14 protein-coding genes are annotated in these 14328 nt (G+C 72.3%); 4 read left to right on the top strand and 10 right to left on the bottom strand.

Annotated features, from left to right (window positions below):
* Window positions 1–105: 105 nt before the first annotated feature.
* On the bottom strand, window positions 106–1170 hold the full coding sequence (locus C5N14_RS28820; RefSeq protein ID WP_117672656.1) for a carboxymuconolactone decarboxylase family protein: 1065 nt from the start codon (window positions 1168–1170) through the stop codon (window positions 106–108).
* Between the two features lie 324 nt (window positions 1171–1494).
* Here C5N14_RS28820 and C5N14_RS28815 point away from each other — a divergent pair, with 324 nt between their 5' ends.
* Window positions 1495–2094, top strand: coding sequence for a carboxymuconolactone decarboxylase family protein (locus C5N14_RS28815; RefSeq protein WP_165878267.1), 600 nt, complete (start codon window positions 1495–1497; stop codon window positions 2092–2094).
* A 25-nt stretch (window positions 2095–2119) separates the two neighbouring features.
* A complete protein-coding gene (locus tag C5N14_RS28810; protein WP_117672651.1) occupies window positions 2120–2995 on the top strand; it encodes an SDR family NAD(P)-dependent oxidoreductase in 876 nt (291 codons plus the stop codon).
* Between the two features lie 80 nt (window positions 2996–3075).
* Here the strand turns inward: C5N14_RS28810 and C5N14_RS28805 are convergent, their stop codons facing one another.
* The 3 genes from C5N14_RS28805 to C5N14_RS28795 form a co-directional block, all read right to left on the bottom strand.
* The gene (locus C5N14_RS28805) at window positions 3076–3675 is read right to left on the bottom strand and encodes a copper resistance CopC family protein (protein WP_117672648.1); all 600 of its coding nucleotides are present in this window, start codon (window positions 3673–3675) and stop codon (window positions 3076–3078) included.
* Entirely contained in the window at window positions 3665–4255 is a 591-nt protein-coding gene (locus tag C5N14_RS28800; RefSeq protein ID WP_117672646.1) for a hypothetical protein, read from the bottom strand. Before C5N14_RS28800 ends, C5N14_RS28805 begins: the two co-directional genes overlap by 11 nt.
* A 163-nt stretch (window positions 4256–4418) precedes the next feature.
* Window positions 4419–5765, bottom strand: coding sequence for a carotenoid oxygenase family protein (locus tag C5N14_RS28795; RefSeq protein ID WP_117672644.1), 1347 nt, complete (start codon window positions 5763–5765; stop codon window positions 4419–4421).
* A 96-nt stretch (window positions 5766–5861) separates the two neighbouring features.
* On the opposite strand from C5N14_RS28795, the gene C5N14_RS28790 reads away from it, so the two are divergent.
* Window positions 5862–6512: a TetR-like C-terminal domain-containing protein gene (locus tag C5N14_RS28790; RefSeq protein WP_117672642.1), complete on the top strand. Its 651-nt coding sequence runs from the start codon at window positions 5862–5864 to the stop codon at window positions 6510–6512.
* A 313-nt stretch (window positions 6513–6825) separates the two neighbouring features.
* Complete coding sequence (locus C5N14_RS28785) at window positions 6826–8367, top strand: GMC family oxidoreductase (RefSeq protein WP_165878266.1); 1542 nt, start codon at window positions 6826–6828, stop codon at window positions 8365–8367.
* Between the two features lie 136 nt (window positions 8368–8503).
* Here C5N14_RS28785 and C5N14_RS28780 read toward each other — a convergent pair whose 3' ends face one another.
* The 6 genes from C5N14_RS28780 to C5N14_RS28755 form a co-directional block, all read right to left on the bottom strand.
* Entirely contained in the window at window positions 8504–8833 is a 330-nt protein-coding gene (locus tag C5N14_RS28780) for a TfoX/Sxy family protein (protein ID WP_117672638.1), read from the bottom strand.
* Window positions 8834–9072: 239 nt separating this feature from the next.
* On the bottom strand, window positions 9073–9630 hold the full coding sequence (locus tag C5N14_RS28775; protein ID WP_117672636.1) for a pyridoxamine 5'-phosphate oxidase family protein: 558 nt from the start codon (window positions 9628–9630) through the stop codon (window positions 9073–9075).
* A gap of 357 nt (window positions 9631–9987) precedes the next feature.
* The gene (locus C5N14_RS28770) at window positions 9988–11451 is read right to left on the bottom strand and encodes an MFS transporter (RefSeq protein WP_243640156.1); all 1464 of its coding nucleotides are present in this window, start codon (window positions 11449–11451) and stop codon (window positions 9988–9990) included.
* A gap of 206 nt (window positions 11452–11657) precedes the next feature.
* On the bottom strand, window positions 11658–12458 hold the full coding sequence (locus tag C5N14_RS28765) for an SDR family NAD(P)-dependent oxidoreductase (RefSeq protein ID WP_117672632.1): 801 nt from the start codon (window positions 12456–12458) through the stop codon (window positions 11658–11660).
* Between the two features lie 95 nt (window positions 12459–12553).
* Window positions 12554–13813 (bottom strand): RNA polymerase sigma factor, encoded by a 1260-nt coding sequence (locus C5N14_RS28760; RefSeq protein ID WP_117672630.1) that lies wholly within the window; start codon window positions 13811–13813, stop codon window positions 12554–12556.
* The gene (locus tag C5N14_RS28755) at window positions 13810–14148 is read right to left on the bottom strand and encodes a YciI family protein (protein WP_117672628.1); all 339 of its coding nucleotides are present in this window, start codon (window positions 14146–14148) and stop codon (window positions 13810–13812) included. The genes C5N14_RS28760 and C5N14_RS28755 overlap by 4 nt, the downstream gene beginning before the upstream one ends.
* Window positions 14149–14328 lie beyond the last annotated feature (180 nt).

The raw sequence follows: 14328 nt of genomic DNA, 5'->3' as shown, positions 1-14328 counted from the left end.
AAGTACGGTAGCTTTCGATGTTCTCACTCGCAGCGACGCAACTTAATCTGACAGTCGCAGCGATTATCCGAATTGTTCGACGATGCGCGTCGTGTCCGGACATGATCAGTGCGAGACCGGGAGCTGGCCACCCAGCCACCGGGCCGCCGCCATCGCCGCCCAGGAGGAGATCTCGACCAGCGTCCGGTCGTCCGCGCCGACCAGCCGGCAGCCGCGCACGACCCCCGGATCCACCTGGTAGGAGGCGAAGGCGACCAGCAGGGCCAGCCGACCGACGGGCCGCTGCCGCTCGGACAGCCCCCCGACGAGATCCTCCACCCAGGCCCGGCTGATCCCCCGCGGACCGCCACGCCAGCCGACCAGGTTGACCAGCACCAGGTCACGGACCGCCTCGGGCACCGAGCGACGGCCGGCCTCGTCGATCGCGGCGCAGGCCCGACCAAAGGCCTCCGCGACCGCCGGGTTGCCGGCCGCCCAGGACAGGTCCGCCGGCAGCGGCGCCGCCGGCAGCAGGTCCAGGGACCGGCCCGGCTCGTGCGGGCGCCGCGACGCGCTCATCATGGCCCAGCCCAGCACCCGCAGCACCATGGGCAGCGCGACCTCCGGCACCCCGGGCGGTAGCGGCACGTCGCGCAGGAACACGTTCACCACCCGGTTGAGGTAGTGCAGCAGCACCGCCACCCCGGCCAGCTCCGGGGTCTGGGCCGCGGGGAACGGCGGCCGGTCCGGCCGGGACCGCCCGTCGGCGTGCATCGCCCAGGCGACGATCCCCTCCAGCTCCGCCTCGCCGGCGTCCCGCTCCGGGTCGGGTCGGCTGGACCCGCCGGCGCCGGCCCCGCCGAGCAGGCCCAACGCGTTGTTGTGAATGGTCGCGCAGTACGGGCAGGAGTTGCCCAGCGAGACCGCGGTGGCCACCGCCTCCTTGGCCGCCCGTGGGGCGGCACCGGGGACGATCAGCGTCTCCCGGAGCAGCATCCACGCCGCGGCCAGCGCCTCGGGCGCCGGAGCGTGCAGGGCCACCGGCGGCGCGAGCACGCCGAAGTCCCTTTCCACCTGCTTGTAGACCTCGGCCACCAGGCCACTCGCCCGCCCCCGACGCACCGCGTCGACGTATCGGATCTGCGTCAACCCGAGCGCACCCAGCACCGGTCGCAGCACACTTGCCGGCATCACGTACCTCATCCATCTCTGTGAATTGACCACAGGTTATCGGCGAAAAGTGCCTTCTTCCAGTACCCAGTACGGTCGAACCGTGCCGCCGGCCCAACCGCAGGACCCTTCCCAGTAGGCAATCTGGGAGAGCACCGGAGCTGCGGCGACATGCCATCATGGGCCAGCGGAATCGCTGCCCGACCGCCGTCGTCGGCGTTTCCGTGTCGCCCCGCAGCCCCGTCGGAGATCGCTGCGGCCAGCACCGACAGCAGCCCCACTTCGCCGTGGAACGCAATGTCGCCCCACTGGCCGGGCATCGCCCGAGCAACGAGGAGAAGGCCCATGGAAACGACAACGAAACAGCCGGGAATCAGAGTCCCGCTGATTGACGAGGATCAGGCCGAGGGTCGCACCGCCGAACTCTACGAAGAAATCAAGGCGGTCACCGGGCTGCCATTCGTGCCCGACATGTTCCGGCTCGCCTCCACCAATCCGCGGCTGCTCGCGGTGGTGGTCGCCGGATATGGCGGAATCTTCGGCGGGGACACCCTGCCCCGGCACCTCAAGGAGCTGATCTCGGCCTGGACGTCCAAGCTCAACGGCTGCCCGTACTGCGTCGGGACGCACAGTTGGTTCCTGAGCCAGTTCGGCGGCAGCGACGAGCTGCTGGAGGCGGTGTCGAACGCGAACACCGCCGAGGAGCTGCCGGTCGACGAGCGCACCATGCCGCTCATGCAGTTGGTGACGAAGGTGAGCACCGGCGCGTACAAGATCACCGACGCGGACTGGGAGAAGGCCGCCGCGGCCGGCTGGAGCGACGCGGAGATGCTGGAGGCGGTCTTCTGCGCCTGCCTGTTCGCGTTCATCAACCGGCTGGTCGACGCCACCGGACTGGGCTCCTCCGTGGACCGCAGCCGCATCGCGCGGCTGGCCGACGAGTGAACCCCGGCCGGAAAGGGATCCCATCATGACCCAGTCACGCGCCATCCTGCTGACCGGCGCCTCGTCGGGCACCGGCATGTCCTCGGGCAGCGGCAAGGCCACCGCGCTGCGGCTGCACCGGGCCGGCTGGCCGGTCTACGCCACCGGACGCAACGTGGAGGCCCTGGCCGACCTCGCCGACGAGGGCATCACCGTGCTCTATCTCGACGTCAACGACGAGGAGTCGATGGCCGCGGCGGTCAAACGGATCACCGACGAGCACGGCGCGGTCGGCACCCTGATCAACAATGCGGCGTACAGCCTCAACGGCACCATCGGCGAGACCCCGATGGACCAGGTCCGCGCCCAGTTCGAGACGAACGTCTTCGGACTGTGCCGGCTCACCCAGATGGTCCTGCCCGGCATGCGCGAGCAGGGCGGCGGCCGGGTGATCATCATGTCGTCGATCTTCGGGATGTTCGCCACCCCGGGCCGGGGCTACTACCAGGCCACCAAGCACGCGCTGGAGGCCATCGGGGACTCGCTGCGCCTTGAGGTGGCCCCCTTCGGCATCAAGGTGGTGCTGCTCCAGCCGGCGCCCATCCTGGGTGGCTTCGTCCCGGACAGCGTCGCCGACCTGGGCATGGACTCGCACGAGAACCCCGCGCTGTACCGGGACTTCTGGGAGCACTTCGTCGACTGGCACCAGGCGTACCGGCTCAGCGACAACCCGCCGCTGCGCGGCAAGATCGCGGTCCGGGCGGAGAACGTCGCCAAGGTCCTCGAGACGGCGGTCTCCACCCCGAACCCGCGCATCCGTTACCGGCTCGGCATGCCGCCACGGGTGCTGCCGAAGATGCGGGCAATCATCGGTGAGCGAGGGTGGGAGAAGTTCGTGCGCGCGTTCTTCCCCATCCCCTGATTGCGAGCACGAGCGGCGCCGACGGATCTCGTCGGCGCCGCTTTCCGTCGTCCGGGATGCTGTCACGTCGTGCCCGCCCGTCAGGTCTGTGGGTCGACGCGCAGGGACATGGGCCGCCCGCCGCGCGGACGCAGCCACAGCAGGGCGAGGGCCACGGCCAGCACCGCGCCGTCGATGACCAGCAGGAAGGCGCTGAAACCGTCGATGCCGTGCCCGTGCGTGGCCACCGCGTCCGTGCTGGCCCGGCGGGCGGCGTCGTCCAGCGGGGCCGGCGCGACGCCCGTGCCCACGCTGAACCGGTGCGCCCCGGTGGCGGTCGTGCCGTCGGTGAAGGTGACGTGGTAGGCGATCGTGTAGTCGCCGGCGGCGCCGATGCGCACCGGCAGCCGCAGCCGCGTGGAGCCGGCCAGGGTCGGCTCGGCGTCGGTGACCGCCCTGCTCCCGGCGTCGAGCACCGCGGCGTGCGACTGCCCCTCGTCGATGCCCGCGCCGAAGTCCAGGGTCACCTCGGCCGGCGCGGTGGTGAGCACCGCGCCGGCCGGTGGGTCCGCGGAGACCAGGGCGCCGTCGGCCCGGGCCGCGCCGGGGGTGAGCGCGAGCAGTCCGGCGACCGCCGCGACCACGGCGGCGACGGCCGCCCGTCGACGGCCGCCGGACGGGAGGCTCAGCTCACGCGGCATGGGGCACGACGGACTGGCTGGAGACGCGGTGCCCGACGCAACTGCACGTCATCAGCTCCTGCTCGCGCCGGCTCGGCCGCAGGTGCAGGTACATCGCGACCACCATCGGGACGAACACGATCGAGTTGTAGAACAGGTGCAGCTCGACCCGCGGCAGCACCAGCTGAAGGATGCTGGTCGGCACCTTCTGGCCGAAGAACATGGTGCCGCTCTGCACCTGCCACAGCAGCAGGAAGTGCTCGATGTGGTGCCAGAACTGGATGGCCAGCGCCACCATCCACCAGGTACGAGCGCGGCCGACGAAGCCGCGGCGCAGCGCGAAGAGGAAGACCAGCATCACGATGGCGTAGCCGTAGTGCAGCCACTCGGAGGAGACCAGCCAGGGGTAGAACTGGCCCAGCACGCCGCGCGCCTTCGGCCGCGCCATGCCGAGCACCCAGATCTGGTACGCCTGGACCAGGTGCTCGGCCCAGTGCGCCAGCACGACGACGAGGAAGCCGTTCAGGGCCGCCTTGTGATGGGCCCCGTTGAGCCGCGCGAGCAGCCCTGACGAGGGAGCGGCGGCGAGGGGTTGAGTCATCTTCGGCACCTTCCGTGAAAACGCGGGGGAGTCCGCCGCGCCCTGCGGGGAGACGGGGAGAGCGGCTTGCCGCGAAGCTAACCGGCCGTCCTGTTCCATGGTTCCTCCAGATTGCCCAGTTGCTGTCGGTAATCTGCCACCCCGGTGCCCCCGGGGTGGCGGCTCAGGACACGAGCCAGTTGGCGTGGAATCCACTGGGCACCCGGCCCGGCAGGTGCACGACGGCGACCGGCGGGCCGGCGAAGTCGCCGGCGTCGAGCACGACCAGGTCGCTACGGTCGGTCCGGCCGTCGTAGACGTAGGTCAGCAGCCATCCGTCGTCCTCGGCGGACAGCGGCCCGCGCGGGACGAACACCGCCTCACCCGCCTCGCGGTACGGCCCGAAGTCGTGCACCGCGACCGAACGGCGCACCAGGTCGTGACGCAGCAGCGCCGAGCCGCCCAGCACCCCGGCCCCGGACTGCATGGCCACGGTGTAGGCGTACCGGTGGGGCATCGTCTTGCGGCGCTCGTCGATGCGGGGGAACTCCTGCGGGATGTCGTCGAGCTGCTCGGCGCCGACCGTGCCGCGGGTCAGGTCCAGCGTCCACCGCCACAGCGTCGGGGCGGACTCGCCCGGGGCGTGCAGGTCGCGGTCGAAGACCCGTTCGTAGCGCACCACGTCGACCACGCACCGGTCGTCGACCTCGTAGGCGTTGACGGGGTGGAAGACGTAGCAGGGGTCGACGTCGAACCAGCGCACGTCGGTCCCGCGCCCCTCGCGTGGGAGCAGCCCGAGCCGGGCCGGCCGCTGCGGCGACCACGCGTACGGGAAGCGCGAGCCCGCCCGGGCCAGTGCCGGGTTGAAGGTGACCGGCAGGTCGAACAGCACCGAGTGCCGGTCGGTCAGCGCCAGCGAGTGCATCAGCGGCGGGCCCGACACCTCGATCCGCTCGCTGCGGCGCACCCGCCCCTCGGGGGTCAGCACGAGGTGCTCGACGTACGGCAGCTCGTGGTAGTAGGCGACGGCGAACAGCTCGCCGGTGACCGGGTCACACTCGGCGTGCGCGGCGAAGCCGTGCGGCAGGGTGGCGTCGAAGTCGATCCGGGCCACGGAGTCCAGCTCGTCGTCCAGCTCGACGGGCAGCACCCCCGCCTCGCCGAGGGCCAGGGTGCGCCCGCCGTGCCGGATGACGTTGGCGTTGGCGTTGTCGGACAGCCCGTGCCGCGGGCCGGGCAGGGCGAGTTCGCCCAGGGCGCGGGTGGTGCGGTCGGTGCGGATCCACCGGTTGCGGTACCACAGCGCACGGCCCTCACGCAGGCGCACCCCGTGCGCCATGCCGTCGCCGACCAGGGCGTGACCGGACCGGTCGCCGCCCATCGGGTTCGGCCCGATCCGGACGAAGCAGCCGTCCAGCTCGGCGGGCAGCCGTCCGGTGACCACCAGGTCGAGCTCGGTCGCCTCGGCGGCGACGGGGCGCCGGTTGTCGTGCTGGGGCAGGGTCTGGGGGGCGAGGGCGACGACGCTCATTGGGGCCTCCACGAGCTGGCGCGATCTTTTGGCGTATCGCAGTTACGTAACAGCGTTACTTCATCGAACGTACGCCGGGCATGAGATCATGTCAATGTGAGTCCGCGCCGGATCGACCCGAAGTTGGCGACCACCCTGCTGGAGGCCGCCGCCCGACTGCTGGCCGAGGAGGGTGCCGCCGGCCTCACCACGCGCCGTCTCGCCGCCGCGGTGGGCACCTCGACCACCGCCGTGTACACGCACTTCGGCGGCATGGACAACCTGGTCCGGGCGATGGTGCACGAGGGCTTCGCGCGGCTGCACCGGCGGATGTCCATCGTGCGGGCCACTCCCGACGCGGTCGCCGACGTGATGGCCCTCGGGTACGCCTACCGGGCCAACTCGCTCGACCACCCGCAGCTCTACCAGGTGATGTTCGGCAGCGCGGCGCTCGGCGGGTTCGCCCTCGCCGAGGGCGACCGGCAGCACGGCAAGTACACCCTCCAGCCGTTGGTCGACGCCGTGGCCCGGGCCACCGAGCAGGGCCGGTTCCGCACCGGTGACCCGCTGCTGGTCGCGCAGAACATGTGGATCGCCCTGCACGGGCTGGTCAGCCTCGAACTCGGCGGCTACCTGATCGACCCGTACGACGCCGACGTGTGCTTCGAGGCGCAATTACGCTCGCTGATGGTCGGCGCGGGCGACGGGTACGAGGCGACGGCGGCCTCCCTCGCCCGGGCCCGGCGGCGGCGCTCCCCCCGCACCTGAGGCGTCGACGCCGGCACGAAGCGGCGCGGTGGCATAGCGCGGCCAGCGGGGCGGCGGGGCGGCGGGGCGGCGGGGCGGCGGGGCGGCGGGGCGGCGGGGCGGCGGGGCGGCGGGGCGGCGGGGCGACCATCCCTGGTGGAAACGCGCCCTACGGCAGCGACCGGGGCCGGTGAGCAACGGCGGAGAAGCGACGGGCGGAGCCCGGTGTGATGCTCGTGGCGGGTCCCGAGCACGTCCGCAATGGAAGCGCATCCACTCCTGTGGGTCAGTCCGACAGGATCGCCAACCCTCCACGTACCGAAGGACGCCGATGATGCACGGAATCGATTATCTCGTGGTCGGGTCCGGCTCCGCCGGAGCAGCGCTGGCCGCCCGGCTGAGCGAGGATCCCCACCGCAAGGTCCTGCTGCTGGAGGCAGGCCCCGACTTCGCCACGGTCGCCGACACGCCACCCGACCTGCTCAACGGCAGCGCGATGTCGATGGACATCCACGACTGGCACTTCAAGGCCGAGATCACCGACCGCCGGCGGATCATCTACCCGCGCGGGAAGGTCACCGGCGGGTCCTCCGCGGTCGGCGCGACCATCGCGCTGCGCGGCAATCCGGAGAACTTCGACGAGTGGGCCGAGATGGGCAACCCGGCCTGGGCCTGGGACGAGGTGCTGCCGTTCTACAAGCGGCTCGAGGACGACCTGGACTTCGACAACGAGTACCATGGCAAGGGCGGCCCCATCCCGATCCGGCGGTTCACGGGCGACGAGCTGACCCCGGTGCAGCAGGTGTTCCAGGACGCCTGCCTCAAGGCCGGCTTCCCCGCCATCGAGGACCACAACCACCCGGAGGCCAGCGGCGTCGGCCCGATGCCGTCGAACCGCCGCGACGCCCGCACCCGGTTCTCCACCGCCATGGGGTACCTGAGCGAGGCCCGCGGCCGGGAGAACCTGGAGATCCGGTCCGGGGTCCAGGTCAACCGGGTGCTGTTCGCCGGCAACCGGGCGCGCGGCGTCGAGGTGGCCAAGCCCGGCGGCGGCACCGAGGTGATCGAGGCCGGCACCGTCGTGCTGGCCGCCGGCGCGGTCAACTCCCCGGCCATCCTCATGCGCTCGGGCATCGGGCCCGCCGGCGACCTGCGGCGGCTGGGCATCGACGTGCTGCTGGACCGCCCCGGGGTGGGCGCCGACCTGATCGACCACCCGCGCACCGGCGCGTTCATGGTGCCCGAGCCGGGCACGTTCAACACCGACGACGCCTTCCTGCAGATGCTGCTGCGCACCACCGCACCGGGGTCCACGGAGTTCAACGACCTCCAGTACTACATGATCAACCACTTCGACCTGACGCTCTTCCCCGAGCTGCAGATGCTGGCCGCCGCGAAGACGATCTTCGGGGTGATGGTCGTACACCAGCGGCCGGAGTCCCGGGGGCGGCTCACCCTCACCTCGGCCGACCCCACCGCACCGCCGGACGTCGTGCTCAACTTCCTCGACACCGAGCGCGACATCCAGACCCTCATCGCCGCCGTGCGCCAGTGCTGGCAGTTCATGCAGACGGCGGGCATCCAGGACAAGGGCCAGCGGTTCGTCGTGCTCGGCGAGGAGATGGCCGAGGACGACGAGCTGATGCGCCACTACGTCCGGCTCAGCCTGGACAGCGGCTACCACCCGGTCGGCACCGCCCGGATGGGCGCGACCGGCGACGAGGGCGCGGTGGTCGACGAGCGGCTGCGGGTGCACGGCATCGAGGGCCTGTACGTCTGCGACGCCTCCGTCATGCCGTCGATCGTCAACTGCAACACCAACCTCACCTCGATCATGATCGGTGAGCGGCTCGCCGACTGGCTCAGGCAGTCCTGACCGGCCGTACCGGAGACGGGCGTCCCGCGGTGCTGAACCCCGCGGGGCGCCCGTCGCACTGTCCGGCCCGCCGGCCGCGCAGGCGCAGAGCGCCGCTCCCGGCGGGTGGCGGCAGTCGGCGGGGGCCGGGTGGGCGCTACCTCGGCGGCAGGGTCCGGGCGTACCCGAGGCCCCGGTCGACCCACCGGCGCAGGTCCTCGTCCTCGGCGCAGGCGTCGGGCGCGACCAGGAACCAGCCCCGCATCGGCCGGCCGGTGACGTCGAACGGGCGCACCCCCGGCTCGACGCCCAGCAACTCCTCCTGCGCCGGGTCCGCCCGGACGATCAACTCGTCGCCCCACACCCCCACCGCGATGTTGCCCTCGACGAGGACGGCCAGGCCACCGAACATCCGCCGGTCGGTCAGCCCCCACTCGTCGGCGAGCAGTTCCCGGAGCCGGGCCGCGAGGCCCTCGTCGTACGCCACCCGGTCATCGTGGCACGCCCGGTCCGGTCGTCCGGGGACCGGCGCGGGCGCCTGGGAAGGCCGGCACGGGTGCCGTGCCACCGGCCCCGGGCGGGACAGGTCCCGCACCGCAGCCGCCGCAGGCGCGCGTCGGATGCCCAACGGGCCGCCCGCCAGGTGGCGGACGGCCCGCGGAGGCGGACGTACGGCGCACGGAGCCCGCAGCGGCCCCGGGGAGGCGGGTGGACCATTCGGCCGGCTCAGTGCACCGGATCCGGGGGCGCCCCGTGGGTGGCGGCGTTGACCTCGACCGGCGGCGGGAACCGGGTGATGAAGTCGCACACGGTCACGTGGGTCGGCACGATCGTGACCAGGGCCATCTCTCTCGTGTGCTCGCGCTTGCTGCGCTCCCACTCCGGCACGTTGTGCTCACCGATCATCCGGCGGGACGCGTCGATGTGCACCTGGGGCAGCCCCTGCTCGACCTCGATCGAGGCCGTGCCGCGGACCAGCATCATCAGCGGCGTGTAGTCGGCGACCGGCGCCCCGAGCACCGCCGCGACCTTCTCGCGCGGCTCAGCCGCCATGGTGTCGACGGTGAAGGACACCTGCGGATGCGCCGCGATCGCCCTGACCTTGTACGCCGTGGTCGGGCTGGCGAAGACGAAGGCCCTGCCGTTCCACACGTAGGCGACCGGGATCGAGCGGGGATGGCCGTCCAGTCCCACGTACCCGAGCCGCATCAGGATCGGTGCCGCCAACAGGGTCTGCACCACCGGATCGGTGTTCACCAGGTGCACTATCTCCGGGTAGTCCATGGGTGCCCCTTCTGTACGAGCGGAGCTGCGGCGGCGGATACCACGCCCACTCCGTCACGGTGCGCACCGTCCGCCACGGTCCGATTCCCGCGCCGTCGGGTTGACATATTCGCTCTCACCAATTCTCGCAAGGGGCGGAAGGCCCCCCTTCTCTGAGCGTGCTTATCTGGCCACGGCCCCGGCGGCCGGCTCGGCGGCCGGCCCCCGGGGCCACGACAGCGGCGAGGCCCCCGGCGGGTGGCCATCATCGTCGATGAACCATCCACCGGAGACCTCGCCGGTCACCGGCCCCGGCGCCCGGCCGAGGATCGAGAGTGGAGAGTGGATCAGCCGCTACGGCAGACCCTGGTACCGGCCCTAGACCGGGTTCTCGCTGACGTTGCGCGGCACCGGCACCGGCGCGGGCTGCTGCGCCTCGACGGTCAGCTCCGGCTCCCGCCGCTCGGTGGCCGACGGCCCGGCGGCGGCGCCCCGGTCACGCAGGCCGACCCAGATCAGCGCCACGGACAGCAGGATCACGACGATCTGCACCTGCATGGCGAGGTGCAGACCGTCCAACACGTCGGTGCGGGTGGCGACGATCGCCCCGAAGATCGGGATACCGATGGTGACGGCGATCTGCTGGGCCAGGGTGGCCAGGCCGGTCGCCAGGCCCTGCTGCGAGTCGTCCAGACCCGAGGTGGCGGTCACCGTGTAGGCGACGACGGCCGTGACGTGCCCGAAGTACATCAGGAACAGCGACGGGACGATCAGCAGGAGGCTCGGCGTGGCCGAGGTACCGGTCAGCAGCAGCGGGACGGTGGTCAGCCCCTGCACCAGCAGGCCGATGGCGAGCACGTTGCGGTAGCCGTAGCGCCCGATCATCCGGCCGGCGATGACGCCGGCGACGACGGCCACCAGGCCCGGAACGCCGAACACCAGACCGGTGGTGAACGGCTCCAGCTTGAGCACGTCCTGCATGTAGAGGGTGAGGCCGAAGTTGATGCCGCTGGCCATCACGAAGGCGACCATGCCGCCGTAGTTGCCCCACTTGATGTTCGGCCGGTTGAGCAGGGTCAGCGACACCAGGGGCGCCTTGGCCTTCAACTCGACGAACCAGAAGGCGCCGATCAGCACCGCACCGACGACGAGACCGATCCAGCTCTGCATGCTCACGCCGTACACCAGGGCGAGCAGGCCGGCGGTGACCGTGACGGCGCCGGGGACGTCCAGCTTGACCCCGGTGGGGCGGACGCTCTCCTTGATCACCAGCGGGGTCAGCACCATGATGGCCACCGCCACCGGCACGTTGATCCAGAACGCCCAGGGCCAGTCCAGGGCGCTGACCAGGCTGCCGCCGACCAGGGCGCCGACGGTGAAGCCGCCGGAGAGCAGCGCGCCGTTGAGGCCGAGCACCCGGGCGCGGGCCCGCTCGTCGGACACGGTCGTGATCAGCAGCGCCATCGCGGCCGGGATGGCGATCGCGTTGGCGAAGCCCTGCAACACCCGGGCGCTCAGCAGCATCGTGGCGTTGGTCGCGAAGCCGCCGAGCAGCGAGGCCACGGTGAGCAGCGCGATGCCGGTCAGGAACAACCGCCGCCGGCCGAACAGGTCGGCGATCCGGCCGAACAGGAGCGTGAAGCCGGCCGCGGGCAGCGCGTACGCGCTGGCGACCCAGGGAAGGTCGGCCAGGCTGAGCCCGACGCCCTCGCCCATCCGCGGAAGGGCCACATTGAGAATGGAAAAGTCGACCGACAGCATGAACTGCGCGCCGAGCAATACGAAGAGGGCAAGTTTCTGCGCGGAGCTGAGCTGCTCCGACGTGCTCTGGTTCTCCGCCATGACCACGAACACTAGGTAGCCGCGGTCGGGGTACCCATCTCCCTGCCGTGCGTACCACTGGCAGTGGCACCCTGAGCACCCGCCGTGTGGGCCCATCCAACGCTACCCCGCCCCGCCCAGCCCGAGCCTGCTCTATTTCTCACATGGTGCCGAGAGGCGGGCGCCGGCCGCCCGGGCTACGTCGCTCCCGGGCGGCCGGCGCTCGGTCAGTCGACGAGGACTCCACACCCGACGGTGGTGATCGACCCGGTGAGCCCGCTGGACAGGTCCGAGGCGAGGTACACCGCGGTGCCGGCGACGTCGGCCAGGGTCACCGCCCGGCCCAGCAGCGGGTCGGGCATGCCGGGCTTGGCGGCCAGCATGTCCTCCAGCGTCGCCCCGTTCGCCTCGGCCGCGCGCCGCCACGTGTCTCGGACGTACGAGCCGTGCTGCACGCTCTCCGGGATGGCGTCGGGCCGCAGGCAGACCACCCGCACCCCGAACGGGCCCACCTCCCCGGCCAGTTCCCGGGAGAGCGACTCGATGCCGGCGCAGGCCACGCCGAACCCGCCCGAGGGCATCGGCGCCCGGGCCGCCGACGTGGAAAGGACGACGATGGAACCGGAGCGCTGCTCGACCATCCGCCGCGCCGCCGCCGTGGCGGTGAGGAACTGGGTACGGACGAAGGTGTTCATCGGCATCAGGAAGTCGTCCAGGTCCAGCTCGCGCAACGGGACGCCCTGCACGTGGTCCAGGCCGACGGCGTTGAACGAGACGTCGATCCCGCCGGCCCGCTCGGCGACCAGCGCCGCGTGCTCGTCGACCGACTCCTGGTCGAGCGCGTCGACCTGGTGGGCGTACGCCCGGCCGCCCTCGGCGGTGATCTCCTTGGCGAGCATTTCGACCCGGTCGAGGTGCCGCCCGGCCAGATAGACGGTGGCGCCCTCCCGGGCGAAGGCGCGCGACACCGCGCCGCCCAGCGCGCCCGCGGCGCCGTAGACGATCGCGGTCCTGCTCTCCAGCAACATGTCTGATCCCCTCGTCGTGGTCCGGGCCGGCGGCACCGGACCGGGTTCGTCAGACCGACGGGCAGCCCTTGGGGAAATATACATTTTCTGGTGCTTTATTTTGCTTGGTCCCGGGATGGACCGGTCACCTCCGCCAGCCGTACCCGCAGGTACCGACGCTCGGCGTCGTTGCCGGCGAGGTCGAGCGCCCGCCGGTACGCCCCGGCCGCCTCCGGGCGCCGGTCCAGCCGGCGCAGCAGGTCGGCGCGGACGGCCGGGACGAGGTGGTTGCCCGCCAGCTCGCCCGAGCGCTCCACCTGTTCCAACAGCGCCAGGCCCCGCTGCGGGCCGTGCGCCATCCCGACCGCCACCGCCCGGTTGAGCTGCACCACCGGCGACGGCGTCAGCCGCGCCAACTCGGCGTAGAGCCCGGCGATCTGGGCCCAGTCGGTGCGCGCGGCGTCCGGGGCGGTGGCGTGACAGGCGGCGATCGCCGCCTGGATCTGGTAGGCCCCGGGCCGGCCGCGACGCAGCGCCCGGTCCAGCAGGCCCACCCCCTCGGCCACCCGGCCCCGGTCCCACCGCCGGCGGTCCTGCCGCTCCAGCGGCACCAGGTCGCCGTGGGCGTCGGTCCGGGCGTCGCGCCGGGCCTCGTGCAGCACCAGCAGCGCGAGCAGGCCGAGCGTCTCCGGGTCGTCGGGCAGCAGCCGGGCCAGCAGCCGGGCCAGCCGGACGGCCTCCGCGCACAGCCCGCGCCGCACCAGGTCCGCGCCGGCCGTGGCGGCGTACCCCTCGGTGAACAGCAGGTACAGCACCGCGCGCACCGCCGTGGCCCGCCCGGGCAGCTCGGCGGCCGGCGGCAGCTCGCAGCGCAGCCCGGCGTCGCGGACGCCGCGCCGGGCCCGCACCAGCCGCTGGGCCAGGGTCCCCGGCGGGACCAGCAGGGCGCGGGCGATCTCCGCCGGGCCCAGCCCCACGACGGTACGCAGGGTCAGCGCCACCTGCGACGGCAGCGACAGCGCGGGGTGGCAGCAGGTGAAGATCAGGCGTAGCTGGGCGTCCCGGATCAGCGGCGGCACCGGCGGCTGCTCGTCGTACGCCGGGAGGGTGGCCGCCGCCTCGCGCAGCCGGGCGGCCCGTACGGTCTCGTGGCGCAGCCGGTCGACGGCCCGGTTGCGCGCCACGGTGGTCAGCCAGGCCCCGGGCCGGCGCGGCACCCCCTCGCGCCGCCAGCGCTCCAGCGCGGCGGCGAACGCGTCCTGCACGCAGTCCTCCGCCAGGCTCCGGTCCCGAGTGAGGTCGACGAGGCTGCCGACGAGCTGGCGGTACTCCCGGCGGAACGCGCCGGCCACGGCGGCGTCGACGGTGAACGTCACCGGGTCCAGACCGGCCTCACCTCGATGGCGCCCAGCTCGGCGAACGGGTGCAGGGCGGCGAGTTCGGTGGCCTCGTCGAGGTCCGCGCAGCGCAGCAGGACGAACCCGCCCACCTGTTCCCGGGCCTCGATGAACGGCCCGTCGGTGACCAGCGTGCCCCCGGCCCGGGTGCGGACGGTCCGGCCGGCGCGGCCTGGGCCCAGCCGCTGCCCGCCCGCGAACGCCCCCCGCCGGCGCACCTCGTCCAGCCAGGCCCGGTGCCGGGGGTGCTCGTCGATCTCCGCCGGGCTCAGTTCGCCGGCCTCGTCGTGAAAGATCACCAGTGCGTACTCCACGGTCCCCCTCCCAGGTCCGCGCAATACAACGACGGGGAGACCGGGACAGACGCGACCACCCGGTCTTTCACCAAATCGAGGGACATCCCGGTCGATGCCCCACGTGGGGCATCAAGTTGTGGTAGGGCAGCACGCACGAAGAAGCGGGGCATGGTCGGCTCGGCCAGTCTTGGATCAATC

This window comes from Micromonospora sp. MW-13 (genome assembly GCF_003434305.1).
Taxonomy (GTDB): domain Bacteria; phylum Actinomycetota; class Actinomycetes; order Mycobacteriales; family Micromonosporaceae; genus Micromonospora.
The sequence above is the reverse complement of the archived record's forward strand: the minus strand, read 5'-3'. Positions and strand labels throughout refer to the sequence as shown.